This is a genomic window from Tardiphaga sp. GW821-FHT12E02, from assembly GCF_058807155.1.
The window spans coordinates 3367849-3380155 of the sequence record NZ_JBXAQK010000001.1 but is presented as its reverse complement, the minus strand read 5'-3'; the positions used below and the strand labels follow the sequence as shown (position 1 = coordinate 3380155).

Below are 12307 nucleotides of genomic sequence, written 5' to 3'. Positions count from 1 at the left end.
CCCCGAGCGGTTGGTCCGCGAAATCTATGGCCGATTTGCGGACCAAACACTTGCAATAGGTTTAAGCGCGACGAGTCGCAGCCTAAACCGTCATGATTTCCTTTTCCTTCGCCGCCAGCAACTGATCGACTTCGGCAATCACGGCGTCGGTGGCCTTCTGCACCTCGGTATCATGGCGCTTCTGGTCGTCCTCGGAAATCTCGTGCGCCTTCTCGAGCTTCTTGATGATGTCGAGACCGTCGCGACGGACGTGACGCACCGCAACCTTGGCAGCTTCGGCATATTTATGCGCGATCTTCACGAGTTCCTTGCGGCGCTCCTCGTTCAGTTCCGGCACGCGCAGGCGTAGCGTGGTGCCTTCGGTGGCCGGCGACAGACCGAGATTGGAATCGACGATCGCTTTTTCGACGGCCTTGACCATCGACTTGTCCCACACCTGCACCGACAGCATGCGCGGCTCAGGCACCGAGATGGTGGCGACCTGGTTCAGCGGCATGGCGCTGCCATAGGCATCGACCATGACCGGCTCGAGCATCGAGGATGCCGCGCGACCGGTGCGCAGACCGCCGAGATCGTGCTTCAGGGATGCGACCGAGCCCTGCATGCGGCGCTTCAGGTCGTTGATATCGAATGGGGCCAGAGCGGCCATGCAAGCTCTCCTTGGTCACTGTCGGCAGGACCCGCACGCGGCCCCTGCCCTCGTTGAAGATCAGCCCGCGACGATGGTGCCGCGGCCCGTACCTGTCAGAATGGCGCCGATCGAACCCGGCTCCGCAATGGAAAACACGATAATAGGCAGCGAGGCCTCGCGCGCCAGCGCAAAAGCCGTCGCGTCCATGACCTTGTAGTTGCCTTCCACCGCCTGGGAATGGCTGAGCCGCTCGAAGCGCGTGGCGGTCTTGTCCTTCTTCGGGTCGGCGCTGTAGACGCCGTCCACATTGGTGGCCTTCAGGACCGCCGCCGCACCGATCTCGGCGCCGCGCAGCACGGCCGTGGTATCGGTGGTGAAGAACGGATTGCCGGTGCCGCCGGCGAGCAGCACGATACGGCCTTCCGACAGATATTTATGCGCGGTGGCGCGGGTGAAGAGCTCGCAGACCTGCGGCATCACCATCGCCGACAGCGTGCGCGCCGGCACCGCCTGGCGCTCGATGGCGGCTTCCAGCGCGAGGCAGTTCATCACGGTGGCGAGCATGCCCATGGTGTCGCCGGTCGGCCGCGACACGCCGCGGGACGATACTTCGACACCGCGGAAAATATTGCCACCGCCGACGACGACGGCGATTTCCACGCCGAGCTTCTGCGCTGCGATGAGGTCGCGCGCGATGCGGTCGATGGTGGTTTGATCAATGCCGAAAGGCTGTCCGCCGGCGAATGACTCGCCCGACACTTTGACGACGACGCGACGATAGAGCGGCTCAGCCATGATGCGATCGCTTCCTTTCGAGGCGGCAGCTCCCGGCAGTGATCTGCCGGGAGGTCTTTGCTATCGAAGCTGCCAGCTTCGATCTTACTTCTGGCCCGATGCCGCAGCGACTTCGGCCGCGAAGTCCGAGGTCACCTTCTCGATGCCTTCGCCCAGCGCGTAGCGGACGAAGCCCTTGACGGTGATCGGCGCGCCGACCTTGCCTTCGGCTTCCTTCACCGCCTGCGCCACCGACTTGCCGGTGTCGTGGATGAAGGCCTGATCGAGCAGGCAGACTTCCTTGTAATAGGTCTTCAGGCCGTTCTCGACGATCTTTTCGATCATCGCATCGGGCTTGCCCTGCTGGCGATACTTGTCCGCCATGACTTCCTTCTCGCGGGCGACCACGGCCGGATCAAGACCGGTCGAGTCCAGCGCCTGCGGGTTGGTCGCGGCGACATGCATGGCGATCTGCTTGCCGAGGGTCGCGAGCTCGTCGGTCTTGCCGGTGGATTCCAGCGCGACGATGATGCCCATCTTGCCGAGGCCTTCGATCACGGCGTTATGCACGTAGCTCGACACGACGCCGGCGGAGACTTCCAGCTTCTTGGCGCGGCGCAGCGACATGTTCTCGCCGATGGTGGCGATCGCTTCGGTGATGGCGGTCTCGACATTCGAGCTACCGACCTTGTGCGCCTTGATGGCGTCCACGTCGTCGCCGACCTTCAGCGCGACCTGGGCGATCATCTTGACGAGGCCCTGGAACTGGTCGTTGCGGGCGACGAAGTCGGTCTCGGAATTCACTTCGACCACGACACCCTGGGTGCCTTCGGTCAGCACGCCGATCAGACCTTCGGCGGCGACGCGGTCGGCCTTCTTGGCGGCCTTGGAGAGGCCTTTGGCGCGCAGCCAGTCGATTGCGGCCTGGATGTCGCCGTCATTGGCGGCCAGCGCGTTCTTGCAATCCATCATGCCGACGCCCGTGGTCTCACGGAGGTCCTTGACCATCGCTGCGGTAATTGCTGCCATTTTAGAGCCCTCTGCCTGTCAGGGTGAAACGCTGCGGCCGGTGCCGGGTTCACCACAGGAACTAACATCTGGAGAATTGTAGATACGGAACGTGCGGCCGAGATGACGGCCGCACGATGTTCTTCAGTCTGGACGCGATCTAATCCGAAATCCGGACAGATCAATGCGTGGTGATTACTCGGCTTCCGCGGTCAGCGACTTCGCCTGGGCAACCCATGCATCGGCACGGGCGGGCAGACCGACTTCTTCGCCGATCTTGTGGGCGGTGTCGTGGTCGAGTTCGGCGAGCTGCCAGAAGTGGAAGACGCCGAGGTCGTTCAGCTTCTTCTCGATGGCGCCGGACACGCCGGTGAGCTTCTTGAGATCGTCGGCCGAGCCGCGCGGACCGGCCAGGCCCTGGAAGCCCGTCGGCAGCTCTTCGGCAACCGGAGCCTGCGAGGCGCCGACATCGTAGCCCGACTCACCCTGGTTGCGCGAGATGCCGTCGATGACGGCGCGCGCGATCAGGTCGCAATACAGCGTCAGCGCACGGCCGGCGTCGTCATTGCCCGGAACGACATAGGTGATGCCCTTCGGATCCGAATTGGTGTCGACGATCGCCGCCACCGGGATGCCCAGACGCTGGGCTTCCTGGATCGCAATGTCTTCCTTGTTGGTGTCGATCACGAAGATCAGGTCGGGCAGACCGCCCATGTCCTTGATGCCACCGAGCGAGCGGTCGAGCTTGTCGCGCTCGCGCTGCAGGGTCAGGCGCTCTTTCTTGGTGTAGGCCGAGGCATCGCCCGAATTCAGCACTTCTTCCAGGTGACGCAGGCGCTTGATCGAACCGGAAATGGTCTTCCAGTTGGTCAGCGTGCCACCGAGCCAGCGCGAATTGACGAAATACATCGCCGAGCGCTTGGCAGCTTCGGCAACGACGTCCTGCGCCTGGCGCTTGGTGCCGACGAACAGGATGCGGCCGCCCTTGGCGACGGTGTCGCTGACGGCCTTCAGCGCGGTGTGCAGCAACGGCACGGTCTGCGCGAGGTCGATGATGTGGATGTTGTTGCGGGCGCCGAAAATATATTCGGCCATCTTCGGATTCCAGCGGTGGGACTGGTGACCAAAGTGCACGCCAGCTTCGAGCAACTGACGCATAGAAAATTCAGGTAGTGCCATCGTTCTAATTCTCCGGTTTGTTCCTCCGGAAGCGTGTGAGCATCGGGGGTGTGCGGACAGATGAATTCTGCCTGCAGCCCGGTGCCACCGGACGGCGATTAAGCCATGCTTCCGTGTGAGATGGGCCGGCTTATAGCCGGATTCTGGGGAGAAGCAAGGCGAAACAGCGGTTTGGAGGGGGTTATCACCCCGCCCGCTGCCGTAGGATGGGTTGAGCGCAGCGAAACCCATGCTGTCCGTCCGTTGCGGCAGGCTCCGCCGATGGGTTTCGCTCCGGCGCTGCGCGCCTGCGCTCAACCCATCCTGCGCCATCCGATGTTCAAAGGCACATCTTGACGGGAACAATATACCGACAACAATCCTTGAATGACATTCGAGATTGTGGGCGGAATCCTCGATATCGAAACGATTGCAACGGGTTCTGGCATTCGCGAGATCGCCCGTCTCCGCAAGATCTATGGTCGCGGCCGTTGGCGCAAACGGAAAGGAATCTGCCGTATCCGTCTGCCCGATGGTCAAATCCAGCTTGCTGAAATACATTGGTATGAAGCGGCGGGCATCGGCCGCCGGGAATACAAGATCAAACATCTGCTCTGAGCAGGCTGCCATGGCAAAGACCTCTCCCGAACAGCTGGTCATCTGCCTCGACAACGAGGGTTACCCCGCCGCGCTTGAACGGCGAAAGATCTATGTCGTGCTGCCCGACGACGAGGCCGAAAAGCGTGGCCTGCTGCGCGTCATCGATGAATCCGGGGAAGACTATCTGTATCCGAAATCGTCGTTCAGCCCGGTCACCCTGCCCGATGCCTTGAAAAAGGCCGTGCTCGCGACTTGATGCCGTAGGATGGGTTGAGCGCAGCGATACCCATCGTTCCATCGCCTGCAGCTGGCTCCGCCGATGGGTTTCGCTCCGGCGCTGCGCGCCTGCGCTCAACCCATCCTACAAGGTTTCCACCATCTCCACGCCGGTCACCGCCTTGATCGCTCCCGCGATCTGCGGCGACACCACGAACCGGCCTTCGAGCTTGAACTCCACCTCGGTCTGCATATCCAGCCGCAGCACGATCGAGACGTCGCCGCCTGCCCCCGGGCCGGTCTGCCGCTGCAGGCGCTTGTCCAGCGAATCCAGCGCCTTGGTATCTTTCATCACGATCCGCAGGCCCTTCTGGGTCTTGGCGGCGGCGGCATCCAGCGGCTCGGCATTGAGGACGCGGGCGCGGACATCCTCGCCCTGCAATTCGGCGCCGAGTTGCAGCAGCACGGCAGCGCCGGGTTCCAGCACCTCGCGGAACTGGGCGAGGCCCTCCGAGAACAGCACCGCCTCGAAATGACCGGTCGGGTCCGACAGGCCCATGATGCCCATCTTGTTGCCGGTCTTGGTGCGCCGCTCCTGGCGCGACACCACCGTTGCAGCCACCCTGCCCGCGGTGGCGCCGGTCTTCACCGCCTTGCAGAACTCCGCCCAGCTCTGCACCCGCAGCCGCTTCAGCGCGGTCGCGTAGTCGTCGAGCGGATGGCCGGACAGGAAGAAGCCGATGGCGTCATATTCCTTGCGCAGCTTCTCCGCCGGTAGCCAGTTCTCGATCTGCGGCAGCATCACGGTGGGCGCGTCCACCGCGCCGCCGAACATGTCGTTCTGGCCCGACGTCGCCGCCTCATTGGCGCGCTGGCAGGCGGACAGAATACTGTCCGCGCCGCCATGCACGCGGGCGCGATGCGGATCCAGCGTATCGAACGCGCCGGCGGCGGCCAGCGTTTCGATGATGCGCTTGTTGACCGCACGCGGCGACACGCGCGACGCAAAGTCGGCCAGCGAGGTGAACAGCCCGTTCTTGTTGCGCTCGGCAACGATCTGCTCGACCGCCGCCGCACCGACGCCCTTGAGCGCGGCCAGCGCGTAATAGATCGTGTTCTCGCCGACCTCGAAGGTCACGCCCGACCGATTGATGTTCGGCGCCTCGACCTTGATGCCGAGCCGCTGGGCTTCGGCGCGGAATTCGGAGAGCTTGTCGGTGTTGCTCATATCCAGCGTCATCGACGCAGCGATGAACTCCACCGGATAATGCGCCTTCATGTAAGCGGTGTGATACGACACCAGCGCATAAGCGGCCGCGTGGCTCTTGTTGAAGCCGTAATCCGCGAATTTTGCGAGCAGATCGAAAATCGTATCGGCCTGCGCTTTCGGCACACCGTTCTTCACCGAGCCCGCGACAAAGATCTCGCGCTGCTTCTCCATCTCGGCGCGGATCTTCTTGCCCATCGCGCGGCGCAGCAGGTCGGCGTCGCCGAGCGAATAGCCCGCCATCACCTGTGCGATCTGCATCACCTGTTCCTGATAGATGATGACGCCGAACGTCTCCTTCAGGATCGGTTCGATGATCGGGTGCAGGTATTCCGGCTCCTCGTCGCCATGTTTTCGCGCGCAATAGGTCGGAATGTTCGCCATCGGGCCGGGGCGATACAGCGCGACCAGCGCGATGATGTCCTCGAACCGGTCGGGCCGCATATCGACGAGCGCGCGCCGCATGCCGGCACTTTCCACCTGGAACACGCCGACCACTTCGCCGCGCGCCAGCATCTCGTAGCTCGCCGCATCGGTGATCGCCGTCGTGGCGAGATCGACATGGACATCGCGCTGCTTCAACAGCTTGCACGCGACATCGAGCACCGTCAGCGTCTTCAGGCCGAGGAAGTCGAATTTCACAAGGCCCGCAGGCTCGACCCATTTCATGTTGAACTGGGTGACCGGCATGTCCGATTTCGGATCGCGATACATCGGCACGAGTTCGGACAGCGGCCGGTCGCCGATCACGATGCCGGCGGCATGCGTCGAGGCGTGCCGCGTCAGGCCTTCCAGTTTTTGCGCGATGTCGAAGGCTTTGGCGACGATCGGATCTTCATCGCGCGCCGCCTGCAGCTTCGGCTCATCCTCGATCGCCTGTTTCAACGTCACCGGCGCCGCCGGATTCTGCGGCACGAGCTTGGTCAGCTTGTCGACCTGGCCATACGGCATCTGCAGCACGCGGCCGACGTCGCGCAGCACGCCGCGCGCCTGCAGCGTACCGAAGGTGATGATCTGCGCCACCTGTTCTCGGCCGTAGCGCTCCTGCACATAGGTGATCACCTCGCCGCGGCGATCCTGGCAGAAGTCGATGTCGAAGTCCGGCATCGAGACGCGTTCCGGATTGAGGAAGCGTTCGAACAGCAAGTTGAACTGCAGGGGATCGAGGTCGGTGATGGTCAGCACCCAGGCGACCAGCGATCCCGCGCCCGAACCACGGCCCGGCCCCACCGGAATGCCCTGGCTCTTCGCCCATTTGATGAAGTCGGACACGATCAGGAAGTAGCCGGCATAGTTCATGCGGGCGATGACGTTGAGCTCGAAATCGAGCCGCGCGCGATAGTCTTCCTCGCTGCGCCCCTGCGACAGGCCGTGCACCTTCAGACGCCGATCGAGCCCCTCCTGCGCCTGCCGGCGCAGCTCGTCCGTTTCCTCCTGTGCAGCCCCTTCCGCATTGCTGCCGGCGCCGACGGTGAAGCGCGGCAGAATCGGTTTTCGCGTGCGCGGGCGATAGGCACAGCGTTCGGCGATCTCCACGGTGGAGGCCAGCGCCTCCGGGATGTCGGCAAACAGCACCGCCATTTCGGCGCGCGTCTTGAAGCGATGATCGGGGGTCAGTTGCTCGCGATCGCTCTCGGCGATGATACGGCCACCGGCGATACACATCAGCGCGTCATGCGCCTCGTGATCCTCGGTGGTGGCGAAATACGGCTCGTTGGCCGCCACCAGCGGCAGGCCGCGGCTGTAAGCGAGATCGATCAGCCCCGCTTCGGCGCGGCGCTCCTTCTCGATATTGTGGCGCTGCAATTCGATATAGAGCCGGTCGCCGAACAGCCCCGCGAGTTGCTCGCAGCGCTGGGCGGCAAGCGCCGCCTGATCGGCGATCAGCGCCTGCGCCAGCGGGCCTTCCGGGCCGCCGGTCAGCGCGATGACATCGAGGGCTTCGTCCTTCAGCCAGTCGAGCTTGATATGCGGGGTCTGATGCACCGGCGTTTCGAGGAACGCGCGGGAATTGAGCCGCATCAGGCTGCCATAGCCACGCTCGCGCGTGGCCAGGAACACCATGCGCGGCATCATCACATTGTGCGCGTTGCGGGCATTCGGATCCTGATCGCCGAAATCGACAGCCAGTTCGACGCCGACGATGGGCTGGATGCCATAGCCGGACAGCTTCTCGGAAAATTCCAGCGCGCCGAACATGTTGTCGACGTCGGTCAGCGCCAGCGCCGGCTGGTGATCGGCCTTGGCCAGGTCCGCCAGCTTCTGGACCTTCATCGAGCCCTTCAGCAGCGAATAGGCGGAGTGAACGTGCAGATGCACGAATCCGGGCGTGGATGCGGCTGGACGGTCACTCATGTCGGCATTCCGGGTCGGTCGTCACGGGGAAAGCGGCGGCATCATCGGGCCGACTCGCTTCATCATCGTGGCCTCCGGAGGCCGTCCAGCGCAACACAAAGGCTGGCGGCGTCCCCATTATCCCGGCCCGGGTATCAGCCGGGCCCGGCCGCGCCAGCCTCAGAGCTGGGGGATCACTTGCGCCCATACTGCGATCATCCCGACGAACAGAACGATCGATGCCAGTGCCGCGGCTTCTTCAACAAAGGTCTTCAGCATGTCAGCCTCCGTGATCTCTCGTGAACATATGCAGAACAATGTTCTTATTTCGTTCCAAGAGTCAAGCAGGCCGGACAGGAGAACAGAACCTGTACATCGTGATGGTTAAAATCGGTAGCTGACCGTCGCCGTGTGGCCCAAGGCTCGTGTGGCCCAAGGCTATTGCCTCGCGACACGCGGATAGGGATAGCCCTTGGCCTGCATGGTTCGAGACGCGCGCGTTGCGCGCTCCTCACCATGAGGGTTTTCTATAGAACCGCACTCAGCCTTCATCCGGAGGAGCGGCCGTTTGGCCGCGTCTCGAAGGATGGCCGCGGGCTGCCTCGGCGATAAGATGCGGTAGCCGCGCCCTGCGACTGGAGGCGCCACGGCACACCGCCGTCGTCCTCAGTGATACTCCTTGGGATCCTCGACTTCGCTGCTGGCCCACAGGCCCAGCGAGACGAAGATGATCGGCACCAGGCACAATCCCAGTGACATCCAGATCACAATCAATGCCGTGTTCAGCATGGCGATAGCTCCCTGATCGTTCTGCGTTGGATCGGGCGTATCGTGGCTGCCATGGCGATGTGTGAACGCCATTTACAAGCCTACCTAGGCCTTCATTTTAATGCTCCCTTAACCTCAATACCCTGCAATTTATGGTGAGTACTTTTTGCTCACGGCACGTGCCGGCTGCGCGCTTTTGCACAGGGCGCAAAAATGTCATGTCCAGAGATGTCCGCAGGCGGCATTGCCGCGCGGCAGCCGCTTTGTGAGTTGACGAGAGGCCATGCGACCGGCTTTGTGCTGACAATGACATTGACCGCCGGCAGCGAGTCGGCAGGGAGACTTTTGATGCGCGCAGCCTTGTTTGCCTTGCTGGCCCTCGGTGCCACCTCCGCCCTCGCGATCGCACCGGCCGCAGCGCAGCCCCGCGATCCCGGCCCGTTCTCGTTCTACACGCCCTCCGGCTACGCGTTCTGCATGCGCTCGCTCTATGGCGACGACGATTGCAGCTATTCGACCTACCAGCAGTGCTTCAACACGGCGTCGGGCCTCGGCCTCTCCTGCTTCCAGAACCCGGCCCTCGCTTACGCGCAGCAGCCCGTTTACGGCGACGCCCAGCCGGCCCCGCGCAAGCGCAAGAAGCAGCGCAACTACTGAGCAACCTCGATCGAGGATAATGAACGGCCGGCTTTGCCGGCCGTTTTTGTTTGAGTGGTGGTCGTAGGATGGGTTGAGCGCTGGCCGAAGGCCGGCGCGACAACCCATCGGCGGAGTTTGCCGCGCGGTTCGGCCGATGGGTTTTCGCTCCGCTCAACCCATCCTACGGCTTCGAGCTTCGTTCCATTTTTGTTCTTGACAAAATTCCCATCTTCGCCATTATCCCTCCCGTCCCGTTCGCGAGGGGCGCTCTCATGAGGCGTCTTCTGGGCGGAACGTGGATGCGGCGCCTGCGGGCGGGAGGCTCACGCGGCCTCACGCACTCGGGTGGTCGAGGGTCACCGTCCGGGCCCAATACGGGGCCCTGCCGCTAGCGCGGCTGGACGTGGTGCGGGCGAAGGCGGAGAAATCCGTCGGATGGCTCTCTTGCGAGAGAGCGCCCAGTACCCGGAAGAACGGTCCTTCGATCAGTAAGAACGTCGCGGTGGCGCGCCGTAAGGCGTTGCGCGGCTCCGGTTTGCTGGCGACCCAGCAGGCAGGAGCAGCGTCAAGTCCCACCCAGTGCGCCTTGCGGCGTGCCACCTCCCCTCATGTCTCGAGGGGAGACCTGCTCATACCTCGGACGCCACCGGGCGCCGCGAGAACGCGGACTCATGATTACAGAAATGACGGGGCTGTTTGACAGGTTGATCAGGACGTCACGCCCCGGCAGGAGTGCTCCCTCCCCCAAGCGGCGCAGCCGCGCAGCGGGGAGGGCCGGGGTGGGGTCTATCCCCACTGACGTGAGAGTGTGGGGAAGCACCCCACCCGTCTCAAAGCTCGCTGAACGCTCGCTTTGATCCACCCTCCCCGCTGCGCGTGGCTACGCCACGCTTGAGGGAGGGAGAGAAAGCCTCACGCCAGTTCAATCACCTTGCCGTTTTCCAGCGACACCCGCCGATCCATGCGGCCGGCGAGCTCCATATTATGCGTCGCGATCAGCATCGCCACACGCGTGGCCTTCACCAGCTGCATCAGCGCGTTGAACACATGATCCGCCGTATGCGGATCGAGATTGCCGGTCGGCTCGTCCGCCAGCAGCACCCGCGGCGCATTCGCCACAGCGCGCGCGATCGCCACGCGCTGCTGCTCGCCGCCGGAGAGTTCGGCGGGGCGATGGGTGATGCGATCGCCGAGGCCGAGATAGGCCAGGATTTCCTTGGCGCGATTGACCGTCTCGGAGCGCTTCAAGCCGCGGATCATCTGCGGCAGCATCACATTCTCAAGTGCGGTGAATTCCGGCAGCAGGCGATGCGACTGATAGACGAAACCGATATCGGTGCGGCGGATCTGCGTACGCTCGGCATCCGACAGGCCGAGCGTCGCGGTGCCGCCGACATAGACCTCGCCCTCGTCCGGGCTTTCCAGCAAACCGGCGATATGCAGCAGCGTCGACTTGCCCGAGCCCGACGGCGCCACCAGCGCCACCGACTGCCCCGCCCACAGGCCGAGCTTGGCATGGTCGAGAATGGTCAGGACGCTTTCGCCCTGGGTGTATTGCCGCTTGACGTCGTGCAGATACAGAGCCGGTGTATCCTCGTCCCCTTGCGCCATCTCAGCCATCACTCGTATCTCAATGCGTCAACGGGATCGAGCCGCGCCGCACGCCATGACGGATACAGCGTCGCGAGAAACGACAGCGTGAGCGCCATGATGACCACTGCTGAGGTCTCGCCGACATCGATCTCCGCCGGCAATTTGGACAGGAAGTAGAGTTCGGGCGAGAACAGTTCGGTGGAGGTCATCCACGAGATGAACTGGCGGATCGCCTCGATATTCATGCAGACAAGCAGGCCGACGCCGAAACCGACCAGCGTGCCGACGACGCCGATCGCAGCACCGGTGATCAGGAAGATGCGCATGATGGAGCCCTGGGACGCGCCCATGGTGCGCAGGATGGCGATATCAGCACCCTTGTCCTTCACCAGCATGATCAGGCCGGACACGATGTTGAGCGCGGCCACCAGCACGATCAGCGTCAGGATCAGGAACATCACATTACGCTCGACCTGTAGCGCATTGAAGAAGGTCGCGTTGCGCTGCCGCCAGTCGACGAGGAAGATCGGGCGTCCCGCGACCTCGGTCACCGCCTTGCGGTAGCCATCGATCTTGTCGGGATTGTTGGTATAGACCTCGATGGACGTGACGTCGTTGTTGCGGTTGAAATAGGCCTGCGCCTCGGCCAGCGGCATGAACACGAAGGTCGAGTCATATTCGGACATGCCGATCTCGAACACCGCCGCGACCTTGTAGGGCTTGATGCGCGGCGTCGTGCCCATCGGCGTCACGGCACCTTTCGGCGCCACCAGCGTGATGTTGTCGCCGGCATGCAGCGACAGCTGATCCGCGAGCCGGCGACCGATCGCAACACCCTGCCCTTCATCAAAACCTTCCAGCGTGCCCTGCCGGATGTTCTTGGCGATGGAGGTGAGATTGTTCAGGTCCGCCGAGCGAATGCCGCGCACGAACACGCCGGATGCACCAAAGGCCGACGAGCCCAGCGCCTGGCCATCGACGACCGGCGCCGCAAGGCGAATGCCATCGACGCCATTGATGCGGTCGGCGACGTCCTTCCAGTCGGTGAGCGGGCGCTCCAGCGGCTGCACGAGGATATGGCCATTGAGGCCCAGGATCTTGTCCAGCAGCTCTTTGCGAAAACCGTTCATCACGGCCATCACGATGATCAGCGTGGCAACGCCGAGCATGATGCCGACAAAGGAAAATCCGGCGATGACCGAGATGAATCCTTCCTTACGGCGTGCACGGAGGTATCGTCCGGACAGCAGCCATTCGAAGGCGGCGAAGGGTGGGGTTCGAACTGGCTCGCTCATGGCATCATCCAACGTCCGACTCCC

General features: G+C 63.2%; 11 protein-coding genes. 3 read left to right on the top strand and 8 right to left on the bottom strand.

What is annotated here, in order from left to right:
• Window positions 1–82 precede the first annotated feature (82 nt).
• The 4 genes from frr to AC1RQ5_RS15980 all read right to left on the bottom strand — a co-directional run bounded on the left by frr (window position 83) and on the right by AC1RQ5_RS15980 (window position 3592).
• Window positions 83–649: a ribosome recycling factor gene (gene frr / locus AC1RQ5_RS15995; protein ID WP_398482216.1), complete on the bottom strand. Its 567-nt coding sequence runs from the start codon at window positions 647–649 to the stop codon at window positions 83–85.
• Window positions 650–709: 60 nt separating this feature from the next.
• Complete coding sequence (gene pyrH / locus AC1RQ5_RS15990) at window positions 710–1426, bottom strand: UMP kinase (protein WP_398482214.1); 717 nt, start codon at window positions 1424–1426, stop codon at window positions 710–712.
• Window positions 1427–1510: 84 nt separating this feature from the next.
• Window positions 1511–2434, bottom strand: coding sequence for a translation elongation factor Ts (tsf, locus tag AC1RQ5_RS15985; protein ID WP_398482211.1), 924 nt, complete (start codon window positions 2432–2434; stop codon window positions 1511–1513).
• A gap of 174 nt (window positions 2435–2608) precedes the next feature.
• On the bottom strand, window positions 2609–3592 hold the full coding sequence (locus tag AC1RQ5_RS15980; RefSeq protein WP_398482209.1) for a 30S ribosomal protein S2: 984 nt from the start codon (window positions 3590–3592) through the stop codon (window positions 2609–2611).
• A gap of 366 nt (window positions 3593–3958) precedes the next feature.
• Between AC1RQ5_RS15980 and AC1RQ5_RS15975 the strand changes: the two genes are divergently transcribed.
• Both AC1RQ5_RS15975 and AC1RQ5_RS15970 read left to right on the top strand, forming a co-directional pair.
• Window positions 3959–4189, top strand: a complete 231-nt coding sequence (locus AC1RQ5_RS15975) for a hypothetical protein (RefSeq protein WP_493200201.1) — start codon at window positions 3959–3961, stop codon at window positions 4187–4189.
• Between the two features lie 10 nt (window positions 4190–4199).
• Window positions 4200–4427, top strand: a complete 228-nt coding sequence (locus AC1RQ5_RS15970; RefSeq protein ID WP_493200199.1) for a hypothetical protein — start codon at window positions 4200–4202, stop codon at window positions 4425–4427.
• Window positions 4428–4532: 105 nt separating this feature from the next.
• Here AC1RQ5_RS15970 and dnaE read toward each other — a convergent pair whose 3' ends face one another.
• Complete coding sequence (gene dnaE / locus AC1RQ5_RS15965) at window positions 4533–8009, bottom strand: DNA polymerase III subunit alpha (RefSeq protein ID WP_493200197.1); 3477 nt, start codon at window positions 8007–8009, stop codon at window positions 4533–4535.
• A gap of 645 nt (window positions 8010–8654) precedes the next feature.
• On the bottom strand, window positions 8655–8849 hold the full coding sequence (locus tag AC1RQ5_RS15960; RefSeq protein WP_398482201.1) for a hypothetical protein: 195 nt from the start codon (window positions 8847–8849) through the stop codon (window positions 8655–8657).
• 255 nt (window positions 8850–9104) lie between these two features.
• Here AC1RQ5_RS15960 and AC1RQ5_RS15955 point away from each other — a divergent pair, with 255 nt between their 5' ends.
• Entirely contained in the window at window positions 9105–9413 is a 309-nt protein-coding gene (locus AC1RQ5_RS15955; protein WP_493200195.1) for a DUF3551 domain-containing protein, read from the top strand.
• An 894-nt stretch (window positions 9414–10307) separates the two neighbouring features.
• On the opposite strand, the gene AC1RQ5_RS15950 is transcribed toward AC1RQ5_RS15955, so the two are convergent.
• On the bottom strand, window positions 10308–11006 hold the full coding sequence (locus tag AC1RQ5_RS15950; protein ID WP_398478683.1) for an ABC transporter ATP-binding protein: 699 nt from the start codon (window positions 11004–11006) through the stop codon (window positions 10308–10310).
• Window positions 11007–11014: 8 nt separating this feature from the next.
• Window positions 11015–12295 carry a lipoprotein-releasing ABC transporter permease subunit gene (locus AC1RQ5_RS15945; RefSeq protein WP_493200193.1) on the bottom strand — a complete coding sequence of 427 codons (1281 nt, stop codon included), beginning with the start codon at window positions 12293–12295 and terminating at the stop codon, window positions 11015–11017.
• Window positions 12296–12307 lie beyond the last annotated feature (12 nt).

Coding starts and splice junctions, on each gene's coding strand:
- frr (WP_398482216.1), bottom strand. CDS start 649: ATGGCCGCTCTGGCCCCATTCGATATCAACGACCTGAAGCGCCGCATG.
- pyrH (WP_398482214.1), bottom strand. CDS start 1,426: ATGGCTGAGCCGCTCTATCGTCGCGTCGTCGTCAAAGTGTCGGGCGAG.
- tsf (WP_398482211.1), bottom strand. CDS start 2,434: ATGGCAGCAATTACCGCAGCGATGGTCAAGGACCTCCGTGAGACCACG.
- AC1RQ5_RS15980 (WP_398482209.1), bottom strand. CDS start 3,592: ATGGCACTACCTGAATTTTCTATGCGTCAGTTGCTCGAAGCTGGCGTG.
- AC1RQ5_RS15975 (WP_493200201.1), top strand. CDS start 3,959: ATGACATTCGAGATTGTGGGCGGAATCCTCGATATCGAAACGATTGCA.
- AC1RQ5_RS15970 (WP_493200199.1), top strand. CDS start 4,200: ATGGCAAAGACCTCTCCCGAACAGCTGGTCATCTGCCTCGACAACGAG.
- dnaE (WP_493200197.1), bottom strand. CDS start 8,009: ATGAGTGACCGTCCAGCCGCATCCACGCCCGGATTCGTGCATCTGCAC.
- AC1RQ5_RS15960 (WP_398482201.1), bottom strand. CDS start 8,849: ATGGCGTTCACACATCGCCATGGCAGCCACGATACGCCCGATCCAACG.
- AC1RQ5_RS15955 (WP_493200195.1), top strand. CDS start 9,105: ATGCGCGCAGCCTTGTTTGCCTTGCTGGCCCTCGGTGCCACCTCCGCC.
- AC1RQ5_RS15950 (WP_398478683.1), bottom strand. CDS start 11,006: ATGGCGCAAGGGGACGAGGATACACCGGCTCTGTATCTGCACGACGTC.